Genomic DNA, 24,664 nt, shown 5'->3' with positions numbered 1-24,664 from the left:
AGAGGAGTATTATGATGCGAAATAACAAACAAGGAATGGTTATGGTTTACGTTATTATCTTTCTACTCGTTAGCCAACTCATCTATTGGGGCTTACTGAGACTCAATCAAATCAACTTAAGTCGGTATTTGAATTTTAATGATTATTACACAGCGAACATTCAAGAAGAACTTGTGATGAATTTATTGCCACCGATTGAACAGATGGACGCACAAAACTTAGAAGAAGCCATTATGATACGCTTTAATGAACAGGCTACGGCTTATAAACCGAAACAAGTCTTAGATCACATCGATTCACATAAGCAATTTGGTGTCTTACAATTAGCCGCTAACCAACAATACGAGCAACTATATGTTTATACTCAAAAGGTATTTTTACAAGAGGTAGCGCTAGACTATTGTGATGCATTCAATGCCATCGTTTGTAGTGGCGTGATTACACGACCAGGTCAAGTTGAAGGAAGCAATCCAGAACTTGAAGCCTTATGGAAAGCGACAGAGGCATCTTTATTGGACCAAGGCTTCCGTTTGAGTAAAGTAGATGATTTCCTACGGACATATGACTGGACCCCAGAAGATATTGGGCCGTTACAAATACAAACTAATCATGGTCTCACGAGTTACTCCCGATCAAATGGGATTGAAATGTGGTCAACGGAATTACTGCCACGGTCATTTAGTCGACAACAACAAAGGGAACAAATGCGATATAACTACTCTGTTCGTTGGAGGGGCTACCTTTTTGAGAGAGAGTTCACTGAAGATATTTAAGCCATCCCTTCATTTAAATTAATAATAGCAACAAGTTTAACATCTATGTTTTATTTGATATAATACAACTATTGATTTAGAAAGAGGGCAAAGTATGAATAATAGAATAACTGAATTAAGATTAGAAATGAAAAAACAAAACTTAGACGCATTTTTAGTAACAGCGCCTAAAAATGTGCGCTACTTATCAAGCTTCACAGGATCAGCGGGATTAATAGTCATTACACCTGAACATGAATACTTTATTACAGACTTCCGATATACTGACCAAGCCAAAGAGCAAGCGAAAGGCTTTGATGTCATTATCCATCAAGGAAAAATGTATGAAGAAATTAGCGAACTTCTTAACGCAGAAGACGTTAGAGCTATGGGAATTGAAGCTGATGATATGAATGTATCAACTTATTCTCGTTTAAGTGACTTATTCGAACCAATGTTAGTTCAAACATCTGGCGTCATTGAAACGATTCGTGAAGTTAAAAGCGAAGACGAAATTGAAACGATTCGCGAAGCTTGTGACATTACTGACCAAGCCTTTGAACATATCTTAACGTTTATCAAACCAGGTGTTACCGAAATTGAAGTGGCGAATGAATTAGACCGCTTCTTAAAAGGTAAAGGGGCATCAGGCATGTCGTTTGATACAATTGTTGCCAGTGGCGTAAGATCATCAATGCCTCACGGTGTTGCCAGTGATAAAGTAATTGAACACGGTGATTTAGTAACACTTGACTTTGGTTGCTACTATAAAGGTTATACTTCAGATATGACACGTACAATTGCTGTAGGTGAAGTAGATCCGAAATTAGAAGAGATTTACAATATCGTCCTAGAAGCACATAACCGTGTAATTGCTGGAACTAAAGCAGGGATGACTGGTAAAGAAGTCGATGCCCTTGCACGTGATTACATTACCGAGAAAGGTTATGGACCAAACTTTGGTCATACAACAGGTCATGGGATTGGTTTAGATGTTCATGAAGGACCAGCGGTTGCTAGCCGAAATGAAAAACCATTAGTTGAAAACAATATCATTACCAATGAACCTGGTATTTATGTCTCTGGTTTAGGTGGCGTTCGTATTGAAGATGACTTAATTGTTAAAACAGACGGGGTAGAAAGTTTAAACCGTAGTCCTAAAAAATTAATAATTGTATAGCACTTTCTTAGAAATTCCGCTACAATAAGGAAAATGCGAACATAGATGAGTAAAGTATATAAAGGAGGGCTATTATGGCTAAAATAACCGAAGTACCATTTGAAACTCAAGCGAAAGAAAATTTAGGTGAAATTAAAATTACCACAGGTGTCCTAGAATCAATTGCCGCTCAAGCAGCAAGTGAAATCGAAGGTGTTGCCTCTAAAGTAACTGGTTTCCAAAAAGAAGTAGGAAACTTCTTAGGGATGGACCGTGACCGTATTAACACAAAAATCAAAACAGAGAACAATTCAATCGTTGTCGACGTTGAAATTCGTGTTCTTTATGGTTACTCAGTACCTGAAATTGCAATTGCCATCCAAGATAAGGTGAAAGAACAAATTCTATTCATGACCGACTTAGCAGTGACAGAAGTCAATGTTCACGTTATGTCAGTTGAGACTGAATCTTCAGAATCAGACTCAAATCTTGTTGAAGAAACTGTTGAAACAATTGGTGAAGCTTTTGAGTAAGAAAGTAGTGAAAAGACGCGAAGTGCGTCAAGTTGTTGTTCAAACACTTTATCAGATGATCTCAGCTCACAAAGATTTAGATATCAATGAAGCGGTGGCTTATGCTTTAGAAGCAGGCGTATTTCCTGAAGAAGGCTATGAAGGCATCGATAATGAATACTTTTATGAGCTCATCGAAGGGGTTCGTTCAAAAGAAACCGAAATTGATAAACTCATTGAACCTTATTTAACAGGTTGGAGTTTAAATCGAATCGCACGCATTGATTTAATTATTTTACGCGTTGCATTCTATGAAATCTTTTTCGTCTCAAAAGAAGAAGTTCCAAATAATGTAGCAGCTGACGAAGCGATTGAATTAAGTAAATTCTTTAGTGACGACAAATCACGTCAATTCGTGAGTGGTGTTGTTTCAAAAGTTTTAGATGATACAAAAGCCGAAGCAGATAACGAATAAGCAAAAAACGCGATCCATTCAGTTGGATGGCGTTTTTTGCTATCTAATACTAAATATTATTCACATTTACGAAAAATGTATGAATAATATTTGCAGAAATGTCTCAAAGTAAAATAAAGAAATGTTCTGTGATATAATAAGGGTACATAAAAATTATAAATGGGGTATATAAATGAAAAAGAGATTACTATTATCAGCAATGATTGCCTTAGTCGGTGCACCATTAACTCAACCAGTATTAAACTTTAATACAGATGGTATTCAACACGTTCAAGCACAAGAATTACAATTAGTTGCCTTAGGTGGATCATTAGATCAAAACCAAGCACAACAAACATTACAATTGTTAGGTGCAAACGCTGTTGATTCGAGCAACATTATCTATGTTGATGGTACGATGATTAACCAATACTTACAAGACGGTTCAGGTCCAGGAACAGTTGTATACTCAAGTGCATACATCCAAGGTATGAACGAAGGCTACGGTGTTCAAGTTCAAATCGTCACACCGCAAAACATTACTGGCGTATCAGCAACAACTTACCAAAATGCTGCAATTACTGCCGGTGCACGTAACGCTCAAATCCGTATCGCAACAGTATCTCCTGTAACAGGTGAAGGAGCTTTAGCGGGTGTTTATGCGTTACTAGAGCAACAAGGTGTTGCATTAAATCCTGAAGATGTTCAAGTAGCTCAAAATGAAATTTCGTTAGTAAATGAAATTATTGAGAGCGAAGGAGCAACGATTTCTGATTCACAAGTCAACCAAATGATTTCAGAAATCAAACAGGAAATTGTAAATACTAATATTAATGCTGAAAACTCGGACGTCAATGTTGATAACAGTGAAGAAACTAACACAAATATCAATAATATCGTCAACAACATTACAAACAATTACGGCGTATCTGATGAAGAATTACAACTTGCTTTAGAACAATTCGCACAAGAGTTTGCTAAAACTGAAGCGGCACAATCTGAAGATACAATTGGCCAACTTGAACAAAGTATCCAAGAAGATTGGACAGATGTGTTAGCTGGCTTAGAAGGTTCAGTTCCAGCTGAGGAATTATTATCTGCTGAACGTGTGGACTTCTCGGACACTGAAACTTATCACCCAATCTTACAAGCATTCTCGGATGAACTATATCGAGTGATTGAAGCTGGTGAAGTTGTTGACCGTGTTTATAGTGATACATTTATCTTTGAAGCAATGTCTCCAGATTTAACATCTGAAGAAAAATCTGCTTTAAACCACTTAAGAACAGTAATGTATCAATACGCTGCGAACCAAGATGAATTTATTGCATCTGGTGAGTATCAACCTGGTTTTACAAGCATTAAAGAAAACTGGACAAACAAATTAAACGCTTTTGAAGGCTTAAAAGCATCAGATCCAGTTCAAGCAGAAATTATTTCATGCTTAGCGATTGCTACTGGTCGCGCACCGCAAGTGTATAACTATGTGAATCCAACTCAAGAAGGAACTGTTATTTCATTAGAAAACATGTGGGATAATCCAGCGGGTAACCAAGCTGATTTCACAATGTATTCATTTGACGTTGCGACAGACGAGATGAGTGAATTAGATGTTGTAACGAATGAGATGGTTCCATTACAAGCTGCTTACGACTTTAACGCTATCTACGGAGTTTCTGTAGAGAACTTATACCAATCACAAGTTGAAATTCCAGCAGACTACACTCTTCCTGGTTATGTTCCAGAAGAATCAGAAGTAGAAGAAACAAGTTCAGAAGAAGAGACAAGTGAAGATGAAGTTTCATCTGAAGAGTCACTTTCAGAAGACGTTCCTTCTGAGGAAGTTCCAGTCGAAGAAGAGCCAGGTGAAGACTTATCAGAAAGTGAAGCAACTGAAACGGAAGAACAATCTGTAGAGGAATTAACTGATCCTGTTGAATAATCAACCAGTTAGATTCTCAATGACAATTCAATAAATAAGCATCGAACTTTAAATATTATAAACTCAGATAATTTGCTGAGTATAATATTTAAAGTTCGTTTTTGTGATTAAAACGTATGTCCTAAACAATTCGAACGATATGGGCAGTTACTTACTTTAAATGTCGACTAAGATTGTTAGATTTTACGAATTCAGTTATACTGAGTCTACGAATTAAAGTGACCGATGGGGTTTATAGATATCGGTTAATCTTGAATTTAAATTGCAGAAAGAAGGCGATACAATGTCTAAAACTCTAGTCTTAGATGGAAAGCAATTATCGTTACAACTACGTGAAGAATATAAACATGCGGTAGAAAAGCTGAAGGGAAAGCATATCATCCCGAAATTAGTCGTAATTACTGTTGGTGAAGATCCAGCAAGTAAAATTTATGTTGGGCAAAAAGAAAAAACGGCTCAATATATTGGCTTTGATTTTGAGTGGCTCACTTTAGAAGATTCGATTACTCAAGCTGAATTACATGAAACGATTGAAGGGTTAAATGATGACCCAACAGTCACTGGGATGATTGTTCAATTCCCACTACCAAAACATTTAAGTCAAGTGGCAGTAACAGAAGTTATTCGACCAGATAAAGACGTTGATGGCTTTCATCCTTATAATATGGGGAAAATTGTCGAAGGCACTGGCGATTTATATCCTTGTACACCAAGAGGAATTTTACGTTTACTTGACCGTTACAATATCGATATTAAAGGGAAAGACGTTACTGTTGTAGGTTACAGCCAAATTGTTGGAAAACCATTGTCGATTTTATTAGCTAATAAAGGTAGTACTGTCACAATTACACATCTCTTAACGCGAGAATTGCATCAACATTTAATTCATGCCGATGTTGTCATGGTCGCTGCCGGTTCACCGCATCTGGTGAAAGAAGAGGATTTAAAAGAGGGCGCGATTGTCATTGACGTTGGGATTAATCGTTTAGATGATGGGAAACTCGTCGGGGATGTTGATTATGAAGGGGTATTTGATAAAGTGAGTGCCATTACTCCAGTACCTGGTGGCGTTGGTCCAATGACGGTAGCGATGTTAATGGAACAAACGATTCTATGTGCCTGCATTCAACATGGATTAAATAGCGAGGACTATATAGACGGAGTTAGTTTATGAGTGAAAAAAATCAAGAGTACTTAACAGTACAAGCGTTAACCAAATATATTAAAAGAAAATTTGATGTCGATTCACATTTACAACGAGTGTTTGTTGTAGGAGAGGTTTCAAATTTTCGCTTGAGACCCAATTCTCATCAATATTTTAGCTTGAAAGATGAAGGAGCAAGAATTAGTGCAGTGATGTATCGTTCGGCTTTTCAACGCGTCAAGTTTAATATTGAAGAAGGGATGAAAGTATTCGTTACCGGAAAGATTACTTTATATGAACCCTCTGGCGCATATCAAATCGTGATTGATAGTATTCAACCAGATGGTATTGGTGCTTTATATCAACAACTTGAACAATTAAAAGAAAAATTCAACAAAGCCGGTCTATTTGATCGACCTAAATTACCAATTCCACGCTTTCCTAAGAAAATTGCAGTTATAACGAGTCCAAGTGGAGCAGTAATTAGAGACATTATTACGACCATCAATCGTCGCTATCCCATTGTTGAAATTACTGTCATTCCAACCAGAGTACAAGGGAAAGAAGCCGCTGGAGAAATCGTGACAGCCTTCAATAAAGTGAAAGATAGACAAGACGAATTTGACACAGTCATTGTTGCACGTGGTGGAGGTTCTATTGAGGACCTTTGGTGCTTTAATGACGAGCAAGTCGCGATGGCTATTCTAAATTGCCCGCTTCCAGTAATATCTTCAATTGGTCACGAAACAGATATAACCTTGTCTGATCTTGTTGCTGACATTCGAGTTGCTACGCCGACTGCTGCGGCTGAAATTGCCGTACCGGTCTTACAAGAAGTGTTAACTTATTTAACTCAGATGGAAGAGCGCGTATTTTACTCAATGAATCAACGCATTCAATATATGCGAAAGTATTATGACCGCTTTGCACAATCTTATGTCATGACTCAACCTGAGAGATTATATCAACCATACATGCAACAGCTAGACTTAGCGAATGAAAGACTGAATAATAACAAAGATAATTACTTTACTGAGCAAAATAATCAAGTAAAAGTGTTAAAACAACGACTGTCCTTACAACAACCGCAAGGACTTATTAATCAATATCAAAAAGATTTAACTGCTTTTAGGAAACAATTAAATCGTAATATGGAACAATATCAATACAATAAGAAAGTTGTCTTTGGCAATCTCATGCAATTACTTGACGCATATAGCCCATTAAAGAGCGTTCAAAGGGGTTATGCTGTCGTGACTTCAAAAGATAACATTGTAAAACATATCACTGATGTTGAAAAAGATGATATGATTAAGGTGAATTTAAGTGATGGACAAATCGAAGCGCAAGTAACAAAAACATCCACAGACAATATATTTCAACAGCTTTCTGATACAGAGAAGGAGTAAACAATGGCAAAAACAAAACAACCAGAAAATTTCGAAGAAGCATTACAAGAATTAGAACAAATTGTATCTCAACTTGAAAAAGGCGATTTACCTTTAGAAAAAGCGTTAGAATCTTTCCAACGCGGTGTAGAATTAAGCCAATATTGCCAAAAATCTTTAACTGATGCAGAAAGCACAGTCGCTAAGATGATGACAGACAAAGGCGATGTTGAATTAGATAGAGAGGTTATGAATGATTAAGCAAGATTTAAACGATTTAAGAAATGTATTTGAAACTGAATTAGACAAACATATTCGCCTTCTTCAAACTCCGATTGAAATGTTAAAACCAATGATTTATTCATTAAAAGGTGGCGGCAAACGACTACGTCCGTTACTATTACTGGCTATCTTAAACGCAGAATCAGAGAAACATATGAAGAAAGGAGCAACTACAGCGGTTGCTTTAGAATTTATTCATACGTATTCTTTAATTCATGATGATTTACCAGCGATGGACAATGATGACTTGAGACGGGGTCAACCAACCGCTCATATTAAATTTGATGAAGCGACAGCCATCCTAGCAGGGGATGCATTATTAACGGATGCATTCAGTTTAATTAGCGACGATTCAAAATTAAAGAGCAAACAAAAAGTTAAAATTATTTCTTTACTGAGTTCTGCCGCAGGTTCACACGGGATGGTCGCTGGCCAATTAGGTGATATGCAAGCAGAGAATAAAGAGATAACGTTAGAAGAATTAAATCGAATACATGAATTTAAAACAGGTAAATTATTTATCTTTGCGACACAAGCCGCAGCCATTATTGGGGAATTCAGTCCTGAAGTTGAAGAATTATTAGTAAACTTTGGTGAAACCTTTGGCGTTTTATACCAAATTCATAATGATTTACTTGACGTGATTGATGACAGTACGTTATCTGGAAAAGGACATTCAAGTGATGAATTCAACAAGAAATCAACCTATCCAAACTTACTTGGTTTAGAAGAATCAAAAGAAGTTTTAGGTCAAGAACGTGAAAAAGCTGAAAAAATTATTGAAAAAATTACTAAGTTGAGTGGAACGGATTACAGTATTTTAAATAAATTTCTCTCATTCACAGATATAGACTAAGGAGTCATATGAAAAAAGAACGATTAGATAAATTAGTAGTTCAATCTGGACTAACAGACACACGTGAGCAAGCGAAACGCTTGATTATGGCAGGGCAAATTTATGATGCGAATAACCAGCGCTATGATAAACCTGGTGAGAAGATTGATATTACAAAAGAGTTGCATATTAAAGGAAAGACCATCCCATATGTGAGTCGCGGAGGCTTAAAATTAGAAAAAGCGATTAAACATTTTGATATCGATATGACCGATCATATCTTACTTGATATAGGTTCTTCTACCGGAGGTTTTACGGATGCAGCCTTACAAAATGGTGCAAAGTTAAGTTATGCCTTGGATGTAGGTTATAATCAATTAGCTTATAAATTACGTCAAGATGAGCGAGTGGTAGTGATGGAGCGTCAAAACTTCCGTCATTCAGTGCCTGAGGATTTCACGGAAGGAATGCCAACGATTGCGAGTATTGATGTCTCGTTTATTTCACTTGGATTAATTTTACCACCACTTATTCCAATCTTAGAAGAAGACGGATCGGTATTAGTGCTTATTAAACCACAATTTGAAGCAGGACCAGAGCGTGTCGGTAAAAAAGGGATTATTAAGGATATGACCGTTCATAAAGATGTCTTACACGAAGTCATCGATATGATGTGCCGTATCGGCTATACCATCGAGAATTTAACTTATTCACCAATTACTGGTGGCGAAGGAAACATTGAATTTCTAGCCCATATTAAAAACTCAAAAGAATTGAACAATGATAGTAAAGCAAACATAAATATTGAAGGGATAGTGCAAATAGCACACGATAATTTATAAAAACCAATGGGGTGAAGTCATGCTACAAAGTTTAACAATTGAGAATTTTGCGATTATTGAAGCAGTGAATATCGATTTTACCGAAGGGATGACGGTTCTTTCAGGTGAGACAGGAGCCGGGAAATCAATTATTATTGATGCCCTAGGTATTCTTTGTGGTGGTCGTGGGTCAAGTGATTATATTCGACACGGAGACGATAAATTATTAATTGAAGGCTTATTTACTCTTGAGCAAATACCTGAAGACTTAGAAGATGTCCTAGTCGAATTTGGATTAGAGGTTAATATAGCCATGGATGGTTTGATTATTCGACGAGAAATTAATAAATCAGGGAAAAATACCATTCGAATTAATGGTCAATTAGCTAACGTCACCTTACTTAAAGAAATAGGGAATTATCTCGTAGATATTCATGGACAAAATGAACATCAAGAATTGTTGGACCGTACAAAGCATTTATCTTTATTGGATAATTATGGCAATAAAAGAATTAAAAAAGAGTTGGAGGACTATCAGAAAGCTTATATAACTTATAGCCAACTTCGTAAAGAATGGCTAGATGCTCAGCAATCTGATACGAATGACCGCCAACGGGTAAACTTCCTTGAATTTCAAATTAATGAGATCGAAGAAGCGCAAATAGTTATAGGTGAAGATGAAGAACTCGAAGAGATGAGTAAACAATTGCAACACGCTCAACAAATTAATCAAAATATGAGCACTATTAATAGCTTACTTAGCGAATCAGATCAAAGTGTCATCACGCAATTAGATCAAATCTTGTTACTATTAGAAGAGATTAAAGATTATCAACCTCAACTCGCAAAAATCCATGACGGACTCTCGTCATCTAAATATGATTTAGAAGAATACAGTCATCAATTGGCCGCACTTGATAATGACTTCGATGAAGAAAATCAAACCATTGATCAAGTTGAAGACCGATTAGGCGAATTAAGTCGCTTAAAGCGAAAGTATGGGATGGAATTAAGTGAGATATTAGATTATTTCAACGAAATATCTGAAGAAGTTTATCAAATTATTCATCGGGAAAGTTATCTTGAAGAACTTGAAGCTCAATTGAGTGAAGCTTATCAAAGTGCGTTAGATAAAGCTAAACGACTTAATGACAAAAGACAATCCATTGCCCAAGATTTAATTTCAGCCATTGAAGCAGAATTAAAAGATTTATATATGGAGAATAGCCGCTTTACAGTTCGATTTAGTGAACCTAGTATTGATACGGCTTTAAACATGGTTAATATCGATGAAATTGTGAGACTAACGCCAACTGGCTTTAATAGTGTGGAATTTCACGTCGCAACGAACGTAGGTGAAGAACAGAAACCCTTGGTACAAGTCGCTAGTGGGGGAGAGTTATCGCGTTTTATGTTGGCATTGAAAACCGTATTTAGTCGTGAAACATCACCAAAAGTGATGGTATTCGATGAGATAGATACTGGAGTCTCTGGCCGAGTTGGACAAGCCATCGCTGAAAAGATTCGCGAAGTATCTCATTTCCATCAAGTATTTTGTATTACGCATTTACCACAAGTTGCAGCAATTTCGAATAAGCAACTGTATATCTTTAAGCATGTCGAAGATCAAAAAACAGCTACAAATGTGAAGCAATTGTCATCGAATGAACGTATTGAAGCCATAGCACTCATGCTTTCAGGAAGAGATATGACTCAAACATCGCTTCGTATGGCTAAAGAATTATTAAAAGAATATCACCCAATGAAAAAGTAAGTATAAAGGATAATGTACATGGATTTAAAATCAATATCAATACTCGTCATAGCCGGACCTACAGGTGTAGGAAAGACGCAACTGAGTATTGATTTAGCGAAAGAATTTAATGGTGAGATTATCAATGGCGATAGTCTGCAAGTGTATAAGCACTTAGATATTGGAACAGGAAAAATTACGCCTTCTGAAATGGACGGCGTTCCCCATCATATGCTTGATATTCTTGAAGTTTCAGAACCTTATAACGCAAGTGAATTTAAACATGAATCTACAAAATTAATCAAAGAAATTCATCAAAGAGGGAAACTACCAATAATTGTCGGTGGAACAGGACTCTATTTAGAAGGCTTGTTATACGACTTAGAATTTGGGAGAGACGATAGCCAAGATGAGGCAGTTCGAAAAGAGTTAGAAGAACAAGCGTCAGAATTAGGTAACTTAGCCATGTGGAACCGATTGAACGACCTCGATCCAGAAGCAGCCAAGAAAATCCCATACCAAAACGTTCGCAGAACCATTCGCGCGCTTGAGGTTATTCAAGTAACGGGAAGGTCTTTTTCCAGTCAAACAGGACATGACACAAAAAAATCGGTATTTAATGAATGTTTATTAGTATTAAATCGCGAACGAGAAGCATTATATGATAGAATAAATTTAAGAGTGCATGAAATGGTCAAAGCCGGCTTAGAAAACGAGGCAAAATGGTTATATGATCAGGCAGAAGGTGCCGATTGGCAAAGTGTGAAAGGTATCGGCTATAAAGAATGGTGGCCTTACTTCAATAATCAAATGGATAAAGAAGAAGTCATTGAAACAATTCAACAAAACTCCAGACGTTATGCCAAACGACAATTAACGTGGTTTAGAAACCGTATGAAGCACCCACAATGGATCGATATGACGAATGAAAAAGGCGCAATAAATGAAGCTTCACGTATAGTGAAAGAACATATAGAGAATAATTGAAAGGTTGATAAAAAAAATATGATAGAGACTGAAAATCACCCCGAGAGGGTACTTATAGTCGGAGTACAAACAGAAAACATTTCAGATTTAAAATTTGAAACGATCATGAAAGAAATGAAGGCACTAACGGAGACCGCTAATGGTCTACCGGTTGGAGAAATCACTCAAAAATTAAGGCGCATCGATCAGAAATCCGTCGTAGGTAGTGGAAAACTAGTGGATGTTCGTGATTTTGTCATTAACTCTGATATTGATTTAGTTATCTTTTTAAATAGATTATCACCAAACACAAATATGTATTTAGAAGAACAACTTGACGTAAAAGTCATTGACCGTGTACAATTGATTCTTGATATATTTGCTCAAAGAGCGCGAAGCCAAGCAGGGAAACTTCAAGTTGAACTAGCTCAATACCAATATTTACTTCCAAGAGTCATCGGACAAGGGACATCATTATCTCGACTAGCCGGTGGGATTGGAACTAGAGGACCCGGTGAGACTAAACTAGAACAAGATCGTCGTGTCATTCGTGGTCGCATTCATACGATTGAGAAAGACTTGAAACAATTGGAAGAACACCGTGAAAGAACGCGTATTAGAAGACAGTCTGGTCGAGAATTTAATATTGGTCTAGCAGGTTATACAAACGCAGGGAAATCAACCTTGTTACGCGAATTAACTGAAAGTGAGACGTATGTTCAAGACCAATTATTCGCAACCTTAGACCCTTTAACGCGTAAGTTAGAAATTAACGGTCATGATGCCTTCACTATTACAGATACGGTAGGTTTTATTGATGAACTACCTACAGAATTAATTCATGCATTTAATTCAACATTGGAAGAGATTCGCTTTGTGGATTTATTAATACACGTCGTAGATGCCTCTCATCCTGCAAGCAATATGCATGAAGATACCGTCGTAGAGTTGTTAAAAGAGTTAGATATGGATCATATCCCGGTCTTAACTGTCTACAACAAGATAGATAAAGCAGATCCAGGGTTTGAACCGACATTGCAACCTAATGTAACTATCTCAGCACTGGATAAAAAAGGTATTGAAACCTTAAAACAAGCGATTTGGGATATCTGTATATCGAATGCAGAAGAGTTTCAAGTAGAAATTCAACCTGAAGAAGCAGAGTTATTAGCGCTATACCGACAAAAAACTTTAATAAAAGATATTGAATTTAATGAAGAATATCAGTATTATATACTATCGGGATATCGACGACGTTTAACTGATATAAGAAATGAGGAATAATATGATAACAATGAAAGATTTTGTTCCTGAAAAAGAACCAATCTTAAGAGAAAAAGCTAAGCCAGTAGAGTTTCCAATCAATGAAGAATTGAAAGAGACAGTTGTGGCTATGAGACAATTCTTAATAAACAGCCAAGATTCAAAAATGGCTGAAAAATATAACTTGCGTCCAGGCGTAGGAGTAGCAGCACCACAAATTGGTATCGACCAACAAATATTTGCTGTATATTTAATGGATTATGATGAAGAGGGAAATGAAACTGAACCTCTGATTGATGAAATTTTTGTTAATCCAAAAATCATAAGCCATGCGGTTCAAAAAGTAGCGTTGAAAGAGGGCGAAGGCTGTCTTTCAGTTCCTCGTGAAGTACCAGGAATCGTTCCAAGACCTAAACGTGTAACGGTTAAATATAATGATTTAGAAGGTAACGAAAAGAAAATTCGTTTAAGAGATTATGAAGCAGTGGTTGTACAACACGAAATTGATCACTTAAAAGGAATCTTGTTCTACGATCATATTGACGAAAAAACACCTTGGGAACCAGATGAAGATACAACATTGATTTAGTGAGAAAAAATACGGCAACTCTTTTAAAAATGTTATTGACAAATCAGTCAATCATAGGATATAATATAAGAGTTGTCAGTATTAAACATGGTCTAGTAGCTCAGCTGGATAGAGCATTCGCCTTCTAAGCGAACGGTCGCAGGTTCGAATCCTGCCTAGATCGTACATAACCTTGCTGTATCAAGGGGGGAAATCGAACCCTATTTATAACCCTTGTTTTAATCCCTAGTAAAATAGGAGGAAAACAGTATGAGTAAGCAACGTTACAGTAAGAAGTTCGAAACAGGTTTTGAGACTGATGTTTCTAATATTTTTGGTGAGAGTAAGGAATTGGTAGATACTTTACATCGTCAGAAGGTAACTATTCAAGAATTGGATAACAGCAAGTTAACGATTAAGGAACGGTTAGAAGAAACATTACATCAATTAAAGTTGATGGGATATAAGGAAAGGACTATGTCTGATTACAAGTATCACATCGAACGGTATATGAAGATAACAGAAGTGAATCTTATTTCAGAAATGGATAAAGATTCGCTTCTTTTGTATATCAATCATAATAATGTGTCACGTAGTACAATGAGAATAAGGTTAAAGTTAATGAAAGCAGTGCTGAATAAGTGGTATAGTGAAGGTATTATTCAGCATGATTTTTGGAGCGAAATACGAATTAGAGTAAATGAAGAAGTGAAAATTGGAGCATCTCAAGATGAGATAGAAACCCTATTAGGTAGCTTAGATTTTAATAACTTCACTGAATTAAGAGATGGTACAATGTTTTTATTAATGTGGGAAACAGGAGCAAGACTAGGTACGATATGCCAAGTTACTTATAAAATGTTAGATCTTGATGCAAAGTTAATTAGCTATTCTGGAGAATCAATGAAGAATTACAGATATTTAACTTTACCTATATCAGATAGGTTAAAAATTATGTTATCTACTTTAAAAAAGGTCAATAGAGAAGTTCTTGAATATAATCAAGTGAGAATTGGTACAGGTCATGTATTCCTATCATCACTTGCTAATCCAATGGAGAGTAGGACGTTCAGCAAGCGAGTTAAGTATTATAAAGAACGTACAGGACTAGAGAATATTAATCCACATGCAATACGTAGGGGGTTTGCTAAAAGATTATTGGATAATGGACTGAGTGTTCCTTTAATTAGTAAAGCATTGAATCATAAGAGTATTGAGACGACTACACGGTATTTACATATTGATAATCATGAATTACTGGATGCTATGAGAGGAATTGAATGATTAAGTAGGGGGTCGGTGAACTACAGCACCGTTTTGAAGGTTCTAAGTATTGATTGAATCGTTCATTCCTTGTACAAGATGCTGAGTAAAGCTTGCGGTGATTTGTACAAAGCCTTACAGGTAAGGAATAACTATTCAAATAAGAATCCCAATAGCGAATTGTCACCAAGTGCTGATAATCATTGTAATATTGATAAAAACATTGTTTTTAGATAGTTATATACTAAAATATATAAATACTCACTCAATACCCAAACGCCTGAAAACAGCCTTTAAATGCGAAATAAGAGCCTATAAAAAAGCCCACTCTATATTGAGTAGGGCTTATTTTTTATGTGTATGGATCTAAATGTGTTAGTCAGCATCTGTTTTACTATTAGGTGCTGAGTTGTGTATGGATCTAAATGTTAGTTAGTCAGCATCTGTTTTATTATCGGATGCTGAGTTATATCCAAGTTCTTTTAGTTTACGGTTGGCTAGATCTATTGTGTTTTTATTACTAGCTATATTTGCATCCAGAACTTTCATATCATCATACGTATTGTAACTTACTTCACTTAAACCAGTCTGTAGGGTATCTAATTTTATCTTCACACCTTCAAGATTAAGTTTATCAGCATTAATATCATCAATTATTTTTGATAGATCATTCTCTAGTTTAGTTGTGATGTTCATAAGCTTATCATGATAATTACTATTTTTTAAACGTTCCAATGAATCTAACATTTTGGTATGGTTTTCAAGAATACGTTTCCACATTTCAATGTCGGTTTTTCCTTTTTTAGTAATCTTCACACCACCTAATAATTCATCCACTGTCATACCACCTAGTGTTGCTATAAATTCTAATCTTTCATTATTAGGGAAGTTATAATTATTTTCCCAGTTACTAACTACCCCTTTACTTGCTGGTGGATCAAACATCTGTCCAAATTCTTCCATAGTTAGATTCTTTGATTTTCTAATTTTCTTCAAGTTCTCGCTGAAAGTACTCATTGAATCACCTCGTAATAATTTTATCAAAAATAAATAAGGAATAATAGAACAAGTTTTTTTTGGAAGTGATTTTATACTTGATAATAACAATCATTAATGGTAGAATACAAGTAGATTAAGTACTGAAAAAATAATAGTACAAAAACAACGGTACTTAGTGAATTATAATAGTACATTAAGGAGGTGGCTATGTTGAACAGAAATATTTTCTTATGGAGAAGTATATTAGGTTATACTCAAAAAGAAATGGCTAAATTTTTGACTATTTCACAACAAGCATATAGTCGGAAAGAAAAAGGATTAGTACCTTTTACTGATAAGGAAAAAATAATCATTAAAGAAGAATTGAGGGGATATTATCCTGATATTACTATAGATGATATTTTTTTTTCAGATAATGTACTATTTTAAGTTTAGTACTATGATATCAGTACTTTTTAATAGATGACCGAAAGGAGGTACTCAGCATAATTGAACGCACAAAAAAAAGAGGCTATTTCAAGCCCCTAGGAGATTACTGCTTAAAGTAATACGTTTTAATACGTAGAAAGTAGTAAAGTTTGTAAAATACTTTACATAGCAATCATACCATGTAGCTATGTAAAAATCAAGTATAACACCAATGATTAATAAATTATTACTAGAAAGTACGAGATTATTAAGAAGAATTTCCATTTTGGAGAGAGATGGGAATTAACATAAGAAGAAATTGTACTAAGACAAATAACTAGAAAGAAGTGATTATTTGAAAGTACAAAAGGGATTGAGAAACAACAAATTAAGAAAAATTGATACAGATGACCCAGTAAAATATCTGGCTGAGTATAGTCCGCAAGTGTTTGATAGTTCACAATTAGAAATCTTCAAAAAAGACGAGGCTTTATACTTCATCTCAGGTTCGATTAAACCGCAAGCTAACGGTAGTTATGTCAGAAATAATGAATCAGTTGAAAATAGAGATTTAATTATCATTGATTATGATGATTTAGATATGTCAGGCGATGAGTTTAAGCAGCATGTGAAGAGTATCATGGGGCGATACCGTTACGTTACTTATCCAACTGTTAGTAACGGAATTAAAGGCACTAGATATAGATTTGTAATAGAGCCAGAGAGACCATTAAATAAGTTGGAATTTGAACAAACATTCAAAAAAGTAACAGAAGAAATTGGATTGAATGCTGATTTTAGTAGCTCCACGTTTTCACAGATACAAGGTCTACCAGCACATAGTAGCGAAGTAACAGATTATGAAATTTCTTACAATGAAGGTATTCCTTATCCAGTTGCTGAGGTTATACAGGAAGAACAACCTAGGTACGTTCAGCACTCTGTAGTTCAAGCTATACCAGAGGAAGAACTAGATGAAATGGTGGCTAATTACATTGAAGCTGATTGGGAGAATGTTCAAGATGAAGGTCAATACGTAAATCTTCATTACTCAATCATTAAGGACGTTCAAGAAAAATTGATTACCCAAGAACAAGCGTTTAAATACGTCACGATGCTGGCTAATGGTAATTCTGAATGGAAAAACAACAATCAGCAACGGTTGGAAAGAGAATTGAAGAATAATGTAAAACCAAGAACTAAATGGAATTTTACCAGTAGAGTTAGCTTATTCCATGAATCAGAGTTTAACTTAGATGATTTACTTGAAAAATTAGGTAATGAACAACGATCAGCAAACATTGATGAATGGATGAACGAGGGAAGTCGAGGAAGAAAACCTAAGAAATTAGCCTTTGTTCAAATAGCCACCATCTTAGAAGAAAACATTGATTTTATCGTTTATGACAAACGAGAAGATGCTAGAGTAGCAATGTACTTAGAAGACGAGGGTATCTATACCACAAATGAAGATGCTATTAAACGGTTAATCAAATGTGTTGAGCGTAACGTAACTATGCACGATACCAACGAGGTAATTTTTGATTTAAAGATGAGAGCTAAGTATAAACCACTAACAAGTTCACGCTACTTAATACCAGTTGGAAATGGGGTATTCAATCTAAAAACTAAAGAACTTGAACCATTCACACCAGATTATGTATTTACAGCCAAGATTGAAACTGATTATGTTCACAATCCACTTCACCCAATCATGAATGATGGTTGGAACGTAGAATCATGGATTGAGAGCATTGCTGATAATGACCCAGAGGTAGCAACTACTTTATGGCAAGTTATCTCAGCAAGTTTGAACGGTAACTATTCACGTAAAAAATCAATATGGTTAGTTGGTGATGGGAATAATGGTAAGGGTACGTATCAAGATCTAATTAGAAATATCGTAGGTAAGGATAATGTATCTACCTTAAAAATTAACCAATTCCAAGAACGATTCTCACTATCAATGCTGGAAGGTAAGACAGTGAATATTGGTGATGATGTCCCAGCAGGGGTGTATATAGATGATTCCAGTAACTTTAACTCAGTAGTAACTGGCGATCCAGTTAACATTGAACAGAAAATGAAGCCAATGTATTCAAGAGAGTTCAATATGACGGTAATATTCTCTACCAATGGAATGCCTAAGATCCATAACAAGACAGGCGGAACATACAGAAGGATTCTAATTGTACCGTTTAATGCTAAGTTCGATGTCAGCAGTGATAATAGAGCAATAAAAGACGACTATATTAAACGTAGAGAGTTATTAGAGTACGTACTTCATAAAGCTATTCATATGGATTTTGAAAGCTTTACAGAACCTAGAGCATCTAAAGAAGCATTGAAAGATTACATTGCTGAGAATGACCCAGTAGCGGACTTCAAAGAATCATTCTTTGATATGTATGAGTGGACTGAAATACCTACCACAATCGTTTACGATTATTATAAGGAATTTTGTGAAGAGAATACTTATAGACCATTAAGTCAGATTAAATTTACGAAACAGTTAGAATATATATTAGGGAGTGAGTGGGAACGTAAGCATGTGAAGTTTAAAGGTATAGATGATACTTACCCATCAACATATTCTAACGGTTCAGCATATGACTTAGAGAAAGTAAAACCAGGAAATAATTACAGTACATTTAAAAAGATAGAAGAATAGATTAAGTAATAAAGTTGCAAGTTTGGTTGCAAGGTTGCAAGTTTGGTTGCAAGTTTTATTCAATCTTGCAACCACCTAAACAGCATGGGAATAACGTTTATAGAGGGTGGTTGCAAGGTTGCAAGATTATCCTATAGGTTTATTAAAATACGTACGTAAATACTAAAGAAACTAGTGAGAAAAACTTGCAACCTTGCAACCACACCTCACAAATGCTGATGTAACAACGTTTATATGGTTGCAAGTTTCAAAAAAACGTGCAACCAACTTGCAACTTTTAACTCAATCTTGCAACCAATAATAAAAAACACACAAAAAGAAGGAGCAAAAACATATGAAAACATTTAAAGAATTATCACAAAAACACAATGCTGAGATATCAGAAATAGAAACATTTAATATTAGAATCAACGACTTTTGGGGATTAGAAGTCTGGAATAGTACTGGCGGTTATGAGGTTGAAATCTATAGCCTAGAAAACTCAATCAGATCCTTTGAAACAGTCTATAATATATCGACATTACAATCGACTGACTTTATAATTAGTGAAATGATTCGAATATTCAACCTTGAAAAAAACAAAGTACCATTCGATGAACTAGAAGGCTTTCCTTACAATCATTGGCTAGACCTTGCTGAATACTTACAAGAACTCGATAAACCATTAGAGAAAATATATTAGATGAATCCCCAATTGAGGACTTCATCAGATAGTTTCAATGAAAGGAGCAATAAATGGCAAATATTATAGATTGGTTTAACGGTTTATTTAAAAATGAAAATAAACAATCAGCAATCAACACATCTAATCAAATTGATTTTGATTATTTACCTAGTTTGGGTGGGAGTTTCACATCTTCACATGCTGAAACACACAGCAATCCCACGCTAACATCTGCTGTAGATGCAATTGCAAGAAACGGGGCTAAGTTAAAGCCTATTCATTACATTAATCAAGGAGAAGGAACTGAGAGGATTAATCGTTTGTTACAAACCCAACCTAATCCCTATCAATCCACTTACGACTTTCAATATAAAATCATATCTACCTTGTTTTTACACAACAACAGCTTTGTCTACATAGAACGTGATGAAAGAGGTAATCTTACAGGACTATATCCAATTAAAGGTCAATCCATGCAATTCGGACTGGATGCTGATAACGACTTAGTTTGTAAATTTACATATAGTTCAGGCTTTGAAGTTTATATCCCTTATAGCCAGCTCATCCATCTGAGAAGAAACTACAGATCAGATGAGTTGTTAGGAGATGATAACTCATCACTCAATCCATTGCTGAAAGTATCAGATGCTCAAATGAGTGGGACGGTACGAGGTATTGAGTTAGGTGCTAATCTGAGAGGTATTGTAAATTATCAAACAACATTATCACCAGAGACCTTGAAGAAAAGAAAAGAAGAATTTACAAGTCAGTATCTTTCATTAGAAAACTCAGGTGGCGTTGTTGCTACTGATCAATCAGTGCAATATACACCCATTGACAGCAAACCATATACAATTAGTGAACAGCAGATTAATACGATCAGCAATCAGATTTACAACTACTTAGGTGTTAATCCTAAGATTGTTTCAAGTGATTATAATGAAGACGAGTTTGCATCGTTTTACGAATCAGTTATCGAACCACTTGCTATACAGTTGTCATTAGAATTTACAAATAAGCTATTTACTGATAGAGAAAAGGCTTATGGTAACAAGATTGAATTTACATCAATTGGGCTTCAGTTTGCTAGCATGGAATCTAAGACTAAGTTATTAAAGGAAATCATTCCGATGGGATTGGTTACTATTAATGAAGCTAGAAGTATATTGAACTTACCTAAATTGACTGATGAGGATGGTAATAAACGATTACAATCATTAAACTATGCTGATACATCAATCGTCAATGAATACCAGCTAGAAGCTCATTCAAGCGTGAACGGTCAAGCAGGAACTCATTTAAGCATGAGTAATCAAGCAGAAGGTAATTCAAGTACAAACGATCAACAAGATAATACATCCACCAATCCAAATGAAGGAGAATCAAATGAAAGAGATTAGAATAAATAACATTCAAATTGAACAACGAGATGCTGATACTCAAGAGGATATGATACTCGTAGGTTACCCTATCCTATTCGACACACCTACTACCATAGGCAAAGGAGACAATGTCTATACCGAAGTTATTCAACGTGGTGCATTAGATGGCGTAGATTTTAATGATACACGCTTAATCTACAATCACGATATGAATAAAATTCCATTGGCTAGAACGGGTAAAACGATGGAATTATACGTGGATGAGGTAGGTTTACGTATGAGAGCTACATTACCCAGTACAGAAGAAGCAAGAAGCGTTTATACGGCAGTACAACGTGGAGACTTAGAGAATATGTCATTTGCTTTTACCGTATCTGATGATGGACACATATACGATGCTGGAACTAGAACACGTAGTATTCATAAAATTGATAAGGTGTTTGAAGTAAGTATCGTACCATACCCAGCTTATAAGGAAACGGTAGTTTCAGTTGAAGCTAGAAGTATGATAGAAGATGTTCATAGTAAGTTAGATAGTACAGAACGTAAGGATCTAAAGATTCAATTAAATAAATTATTATTAAAAGGAGACAGATAAAACATGAATTTTAAAACTATTGAGGAATCATTTAACTACTGGAATCAACGTACAATTGGTGAGATTGAGGAACGTTCTCAGCAGATTGTTATTGAAGTTGACACTAACCCTGATGCTGATATTGAGGTACTTAATATTGAAGTACAAGGATTAACAGATGCTAAAGCTAACTTAGAAGATAAACGTAGTCAATTTAAGACAAACGTACAAGAATCATTTAACCCAATTACAGGAACTCACAATACAGATAATAAAGGAGACAAAACACATATGAACAATACAGATATTTTCGCAACTGAGGAATACCGTACAGCGTTTTACAAAGACTTATTAAACAAACCATTAGAAGAAACAGAGCAACGTGCATTAGAGACAGCAGAACAAGCCTTACAAACTGAGAAACGTTTAGACGGATTTAATACAGTAACTACAAACGCTCAAGTAATCCCAACACTTACATTAAATGAAGTGGTTCGTAAAGCACGTACACAAGGTGGATTATTAGCTGAAGCACGTGGATTCAATATCCCAAGTAACTTAAAGATTCCAGTCGGTACTCCATTAACTGTAGCAGAATGGCATACAGAAGGTGCTGAAGTAGCAGGTGAAAAGACTACACCTACATCGGTTGAATTTAAAGGCTATGAATTAATCAAGATCTTCTCAATGTCAGCAAGTGCTAAGAAGATGAGTATTCAAGCATTTGAATCATATGTGACAGACGAATTAGTTTCTTCTGTTATGGAAGCTATTGAACAATCATTAGTTAACGGAACAGGAGTTGGACAAGGTGAAGGGTTAGAATCTATCGAGTTCTCAGAAGTAAATGGTAACTTAGTAGAATTATCTAGCGCACCAGCATACACAGACTTTACAAAAGCATTAGGTTTATTGAAACGTGGCTACTCTAAAAATGCTAAATTCGCTATGAACAACGCCACATTATACAACTTAGTATATGGGGTAGTGGATAATAACAACCGTCCTATCTTTAACCCTGATGCACGTAACGCTGATGTCGGAACAATCTTAGGTAAAGTAATCGTTATTGATGATAACATTGCTGATAATGAGATCTACTTAGGAGACTTCTCAAGCTACTTAGGTTACAACATGCCTAATGGAATTGCCTTAGAAGTATCAACTCAAAGCTCATTCAATAAAGGTTTAATTGATTACCGTGCATTAGCTATCGCTGATACTCAAGTAATCTTACCAGAAGCATTTGTTAAGTTAGCTACAGCAGGTGAATAGGAATGGTTTTTAGTACACCAGATGCTGTAGATATATTAGGTCTAGATAGTGATAGCTATTTAATTGATTCATTAGTCGTACCCTTAGTAGAGAGTTTACCAAGCCAAATTGAGAAAACAACAGGGCTTACGATTGAGGAACAGGAGAAGGAACCGTTAGTGTTCACACTATCATCCTTCTTAATTCAATTATGGTTCAATGCTGAGGATACCCAATCCTACAGATTACAAAGAGTTATTGATTCATTAACATCTACTATAAAGCATAATCGAGATACTCAGTAACCATCTATCATATCTATACCTTTCAATATATTGTTATTTACACCTCTAAATAATTAATACCACCTTTCAAAAAAACAACTTAGTATATTTACACATAGGGGGTAGTCAATTTATGGCTACCCTTTATGTTATATATACCTTCTATGATAAGTGATTACCGTTTGCTTATGTTAGATCAGCACACACACAACGTGCTGAGTACATAACATATTAAGTAACAGCTATCATTATCAATACCATCAAACTAGCTCAATCACGAGCCCATACCAATTGAACGACTACCTTTAAAATACTAATACTAATACTAATACTAATACAAATACTAAAGCGTACATATTTATCCATTTACCAACAACTGCTGATTTAAGACAGCATCTGTTTTTAAACAGAGTGCTATTTTAAAAAGTACAAGGGGTAATTATACAGGCTATACCTTAGAAGTATAGGGGTATAAATATGTAAGTACTAGTACATATGACTACACACTACATTAAACATAAAAGAGGTGAATAACAAATGGCGAGAGAATTTGCAGGGAACTTCTATAAGCGTAAGCAATGGATAGATACAAGAGAATATATCATGAGTAAATATGATTGGATATGTCAGCACTGCCAAGCACCAGCTAAGGTAGTACATCACATCGTTCATCTTAATGCACAGAACATTCATGATCCAATGATTGCTTATGGAGAAGAGAATTTGATTCCTTTATGTACTGATTGTCATGCGAAAGTGCATGCAAGCAACGATAAGAGTTTAACAGACAAAGGATTATTGTTCGATATTGATGGCAATTTAATACAAGTTGATAAACGTTGATACACCAAGCTTTCATAGTGTTTTCAAACAATCCCCCCTATATCAACATTCTTCATATAACCTCAAAGACCGCCACCCCCCTTTCCCACACCCCTAAACTGAATTTTGAAAATAATAAGGAGGTTAATTACCTTGAATAAAACCGAATATACAGACAAATTGAAAGAAACTTTACACATAATCCCAGAAGAACACCAACACATTGCTGAAGAATTGATAGAAGAACTAGTATTTATGCGAGAAGTTTTAGATAACGTGAAGCAGGAACTTATAAATGAAGGTGCTACTAGCATGTTTGTTAATGGTGCTCAGAGTAATACACGACAAACACCAGAGTTTAAATCATACATGGATCTATCAAATAGATACAAGCAATACTTAGGTGAATTGAAGAACTTATATCCGAAATCAGAAAATGCTACAGATGAATTAACACCAGAAGCTCAATTACTTGCTGAGTTCATGACCTCTAATTAGAGA

At 35.4% G+C, this 24,664-nt stretch carries 25 protein-coding genes and 1 tRNA gene; 25 read left to right on the top strand and 1 reads right to left on the bottom strand.

The features are described 5' to 3' along the window. Positions 1-14: 14 nt before the first annotated feature. The 16 genes from ACEN31_RS03735 to ACEN31_RS03660 all read left to right on the top strand — a co-directional run bounded on the left by ACEN31_RS03735 (position 15) and on the right by ACEN31_RS03660 (position 15,123). Positions 15-773 carry a hypothetical protein gene (locus tag ACEN31_RS03735; RefSeq protein ID WP_407108677.1) on the top strand — a complete coding sequence of 253 codons (759 nt, stop codon included), beginning with the start codon at positions 15-17 and terminating at the stop codon, positions 771-773. A gap of 94 nt (positions 774-867) precedes the next feature. Next, positions 868-1,932, top strand: a complete 1,065-nt coding sequence (locus tag ACEN31_RS03730; RefSeq protein WP_407108676.1) for a M24 family metallopeptidase — start codon at positions 868-870, stop codon at positions 1,930-1,932. A gap of 74 nt (positions 1,933-2,006) precedes the next feature. Then, the gene (locus ACEN31_RS03725; protein ID WP_338488407.1) at positions 2,007-2,444 is read left to right on the top strand and encodes an Asp23/Gls24 family envelope stress response protein; all 438 of its coding nucleotides are present in this window, start codon (positions 2,007-2,009) and stop codon (positions 2,442-2,444) included. After that, on the top strand, positions 2,437-2,898 hold the full coding sequence (nusB, locus tag ACEN31_RS03720) for a transcription antitermination factor NusB (RefSeq protein ID WP_407108675.1): 462 nt from the start codon (positions 2,437-2,439) through the stop codon (positions 2,896-2,898). The genes ACEN31_RS03725 and nusB overlap by 8 nt, the downstream gene beginning before the upstream one ends. A 172-nt stretch (positions 2,899-3,070) precedes the next feature. Beyond that, entirely contained in the window at positions 3,071-4,819 is a 1,749-nt protein-coding gene (locus tag ACEN31_RS03715; protein WP_407108674.1) for a DUF1002 domain-containing protein, read from the top strand. Positions 4,820-5,102: 283 nt separating this feature from the next. Beyond that, a complete protein-coding gene (locus ACEN31_RS03710; RefSeq protein WP_138404078.1) occupies positions 5,103-5,993 on the top strand; it encodes a bifunctional 5,10-methylenetetrahydrofolate dehydrogenase/5,10-methenyltetrahydrofolate cyclohydrolase in 891 nt (296 codons plus the stop codon). Then, on the top strand, positions 5,990-7,372 hold the full coding sequence (xseA, locus tag ACEN31_RS03705) for an exodeoxyribonuclease VII large subunit (RefSeq protein ID WP_407108673.1): 1,383 nt from the start codon (positions 5,990-5,992) through the stop codon (positions 7,370-7,372). Before ACEN31_RS03710 ends, xseA begins: the two co-directional genes overlap by 4 nt. 3 nt (positions 7,373-7,375) lie before the next feature. Continuing rightward, a complete protein-coding gene (locus tag ACEN31_RS03700) occupies positions 7,376-7,612 on the top strand; it encodes an exodeoxyribonuclease VII small subunit (protein ID WP_138404076.1) in 237 nt (78 codons plus the stop codon). Further along, positions 7,605-8,489 carry a polyprenyl synthetase family protein gene (locus ACEN31_RS03695; protein WP_407108672.1) on the top strand — a complete coding sequence of 295 codons (885 nt, stop codon included), beginning with the start codon at positions 7,605-7,607 and terminating at the stop codon, positions 8,487-8,489. The genes ACEN31_RS03700 and ACEN31_RS03695 overlap by 8 nt, the downstream gene beginning before the upstream one ends. Positions 8,490-8,497: 8 nt before the next feature. Next, positions 8,498-9,310: a TlyA family RNA methyltransferase gene (locus ACEN31_RS03690; RefSeq protein WP_407108671.1), complete on the top strand. Its 813-nt coding sequence runs from the start codon at positions 8,498-8,500 to the stop codon at positions 9,308-9,310. Positions 9,311-9,329: 19 nt separating this feature from the next. Further along, entirely contained in the window at positions 9,330-11,063 is a 1,734-nt protein-coding gene (gene recN / locus ACEN31_RS03685; protein ID WP_407108670.1) for a DNA repair protein RecN, read from the top strand. An 18-nt stretch (positions 11,064-11,081) separates the two neighbouring features. Further along, positions 11,082-12,029 (top strand): tRNA (adenosine(37)-N6)-dimethylallyltransferase MiaA, encoded by a 948-nt coding sequence (miaA, locus tag ACEN31_RS03680; RefSeq protein ID WP_138404072.1) that lies wholly within the window; start codon positions 11,082-11,084, stop codon positions 12,027-12,029. An 18-nt stretch (positions 12,030-12,047) separates the two neighbouring features. Next, entirely contained in the window at positions 12,048-13,292 is a 1,245-nt protein-coding gene (gene hflX, locus ACEN31_RS03675) for a GTPase HflX (RefSeq protein WP_138404071.1), read from the top strand. 1 nt (position 13,293) lies between these two features. After that, the gene (gene def / locus ACEN31_RS03670) at positions 13,294-13,860 is read left to right on the top strand and encodes a peptide deformylase (RefSeq protein ID WP_138404070.1); all 567 of its coding nucleotides are present in this window, start codon (positions 13,294-13,296) and stop codon (positions 13,858-13,860) included. 89 nt (positions 13,861-13,949) lie between these two features. Beyond that, positions 13,950-14,023 (top strand) — tRNA-Arg (locus ACEN31_RS03665). A gap of 86 nt (positions 14,024-14,109) precedes the next feature. Next, complete coding sequence (locus ACEN31_RS03660) at positions 14,110-15,123, top strand: tyrosine-type recombinase/integrase (RefSeq protein ID WP_407108669.1); 1,014 nt, start codon at positions 14,110-14,112, stop codon at positions 15,121-15,123. 411 nt (positions 15,124-15,534) lie between these two features. Here the strand turns inward: ACEN31_RS03660 and ACEN31_RS03655 are convergent, their stop codons facing one another. After that, positions 15,535-16,119 (bottom strand): helix-turn-helix domain-containing protein, encoded by a 585-nt coding sequence (locus ACEN31_RS03655; RefSeq protein WP_407108668.1) that lies wholly within the window; start codon positions 16,117-16,119, stop codon positions 15,535-15,537. Between the two features lie 192 nt (positions 16,120-16,311). On the opposite strand from ACEN31_RS03655, the gene ACEN31_RS03650 reads away from it, so the two are divergent. From ACEN31_RS03650 to ACEN31_RS03610, 9 genes are all read left to right on the top strand, one after another. Continuing rightward, the gene (locus ACEN31_RS03650; RefSeq protein WP_407108667.1) at positions 16,312-16,530 is read left to right on the top strand and encodes a helix-turn-helix transcriptional regulator; all 219 of its coding nucleotides are present in this window, start codon (positions 16,312-16,314) and stop codon (positions 16,528-16,530) included. 352 nt (positions 16,531-16,882) lie between these two features. Continuing rightward, positions 16,883-19,180: a phage/plasmid primase, P4 family gene (locus ACEN31_RS03645; RefSeq protein ID WP_407108666.1), complete on the top strand. Its 2,298-nt coding sequence runs from the start codon at positions 16,883-16,885 to the stop codon at positions 19,178-19,180. A gap of 334 nt (positions 19,181-19,514) precedes the next feature. Beyond that, the gene (locus ACEN31_RS03640; RefSeq protein ID WP_407108665.1) at positions 19,515-19,862 is read left to right on the top strand and encodes a hypothetical protein; all 348 of its coding nucleotides are present in this window, start codon (positions 19,515-19,517) and stop codon (positions 19,860-19,862) included. 53 nt (positions 19,863-19,915) lie between these two features. Then, positions 19,916-21,244: a phage portal protein gene (locus ACEN31_RS03635; RefSeq protein ID WP_407108664.1), complete on the top strand. Its 1,329-nt coding sequence runs from the start codon at positions 19,916-19,918 to the stop codon at positions 21,242-21,244. Next, positions 21,231-21,824 (top strand): HK97 family phage prohead protease, encoded by a 594-nt coding sequence (locus ACEN31_RS03630; protein ID WP_407108663.1) that lies wholly within the window; start codon positions 21,231-21,233, stop codon positions 21,822-21,824. Before ACEN31_RS03635 ends, ACEN31_RS03630 begins: the two co-directional genes overlap by 14 nt. Positions 21,825-21,827: 3 nt before the next feature. Beyond that, positions 21,828-23,078 (top strand): phage major capsid protein, encoded by a 1,251-nt coding sequence (locus tag ACEN31_RS03625; protein ID WP_407108662.1) that lies wholly within the window; start codon positions 21,828-21,830, stop codon positions 23,076-23,078. A 2-nt stretch (positions 23,079-23,080) separates the two neighbouring features. Next, positions 23,081-23,362: a hypothetical protein gene (locus ACEN31_RS03620; protein WP_407108661.1), complete on the top strand. Its 282-nt coding sequence runs from the start codon at positions 23,081-23,083 to the stop codon at positions 23,360-23,362. A 516-nt stretch (positions 23,363-23,878) separates the two neighbouring features. Then, positions 23,879-24,184, top strand: coding sequence for an HNH endonuclease (locus ACEN31_RS03615; protein WP_407094420.1), 306 nt, complete (start codon positions 23,879-23,881; stop codon positions 24,182-24,184). Between the two features lie 132 nt (positions 24,185-24,316). Further along, positions 24,317-24,661, top strand: a complete 345-nt coding sequence (locus ACEN31_RS03610) for a hypothetical protein (protein WP_407094419.1) — start codon at positions 24,317-24,319, stop codon at positions 24,659-24,661. Positions 24,662-24,664 lie beyond the last annotated feature (3 nt).

Origin of the sequence: Ruoffia sp. FAM 26255 (assembly GCF_045528525.1) — a bacterium.
Lineage (GTDB): Bacteria > Bacillota > Bacilli > Lactobacillales > Aerococcaceae > Ruoffia > Ruoffia tabacinasalis.
This window is presented reverse-complemented; position numbering and strand designations above follow the sequence as displayed.

Bases quoted from the DNA above. Each gene is read 5' to 3' on its own strand.
- ACEN31_RS03735 (WP_407108677.1), top strand. From the start codon at position 15: ATGCGAAATAACAAACAAGGAATGGTTATGGTTTACGTTATTATCTTT.
- ACEN31_RS03730 (WP_407108676.1), top strand. From the start codon at position 868: ATGAATAATAGAATAACTGAATTAAGATTAGAAATGAAAAAACAAAAC.
- ACEN31_RS03725 (WP_338488407.1), top strand. From the start codon at position 2,007: ATGGCTAAAATAACCGAAGTACCATTTGAAACTCAAGCGAAAGAAAAT.
- ACEN31_RS03715 (WP_407108674.1), top strand. From the start codon at position 3,071: ATGAAAAAGAGATTACTATTATCAGCAATGATTGCCTTAGTCGGTGCA.
- ACEN31_RS03710 (WP_138404078.1), top strand. From the start codon at position 5,103: ATGTCTAAAACTCTAGTCTTAGATGGAAAGCAATTATCGTTACAACTA.
- xseA (WP_407108673.1), top strand. From the start codon at position 5,990: ATGAGTGAAAAAAATCAAGAGTACTTAACAGTACAAGCGTTAACCAAA.
- ACEN31_RS03700 (WP_138404076.1), top strand. From the start codon at position 7,376: ATGGCAAAAACAAAACAACCAGAAAATTTCGAAGAAGCATTACAAGAA.
- ACEN31_RS03695 (WP_407108672.1), top strand. From the start codon at position 7,605: ATGATTAAGCAAGATTTAAACGATTTAAGAAATGTATTTGAAACTGAA.
- ACEN31_RS03690 (WP_407108671.1), top strand. From the start codon at position 8,498: ATGAAAAAAGAACGATTAGATAAATTAGTAGTTCAATCTGGACTAACA.
- recN (WP_407108670.1), top strand. From the start codon at position 9,330: ATGCTACAAAGTTTAACAATTGAGAATTTTGCGATTATTGAAGCAGTG.
- miaA (WP_138404072.1), top strand. From the start codon at position 11,082: ATGGATTTAAAATCAATATCAATACTCGTCATAGCCGGACCTACAGGT.
- hflX (WP_138404071.1), top strand. From the start codon at position 12,048: ATGATAGAGACTGAAAATCACCCCGAGAGGGTACTTATAGTCGGAGTA.
- def (WP_138404070.1), top strand. From the start codon at position 13,294: ATGATAACAATGAAAGATTTTGTTCCTGAAAAAGAACCAATCTTAAGA.
- ACEN31_RS03660 (WP_407108669.1), top strand. From the start codon at position 14,110: ATGAGTAAGCAACGTTACAGTAAGAAGTTCGAAACAGGTTTTGAGACT.
- ACEN31_RS03655 (WP_407108668.1), bottom strand. From the start codon at position 16,119: ATGAGTACTTTCAGCGAGAACTTGAAGAAAATTAGAAAATCAAAGAAT.
- ACEN31_RS03640 (WP_407108665.1), top strand. From the start codon at position 19,515: ATGAAAACATTTAAAGAATTATCACAAAAACACAATGCTGAGATATCA.
- ACEN31_RS03635 (WP_407108664.1), top strand. From the start codon at position 19,916: ATGGCAAATATTATAGATTGGTTTAACGGTTTATTTAAAAATGAAAAT.
- ACEN31_RS03630 (WP_407108663.1), top strand. From the start codon at position 21,231: ATGAAAGAGATTAGAATAAATAACATTCAAATTGAACAACGAGATGCT.
- ACEN31_RS03625 (WP_407108662.1), top strand. From the start codon at position 21,828: ATGAATTTTAAAACTATTGAGGAATCATTTAACTACTGGAATCAACGT.
- ACEN31_RS03620 (WP_407108661.1), top strand. From the start codon at position 23,081: ATGGTTTTTAGTACACCAGATGCTGTAGATATATTAGGTCTAGATAGT.
- ACEN31_RS03615 (WP_407094420.1), top strand. From the start codon at position 23,879: ATGGCGAGAGAATTTGCAGGGAACTTCTATAAGCGTAAGCAATGGATA.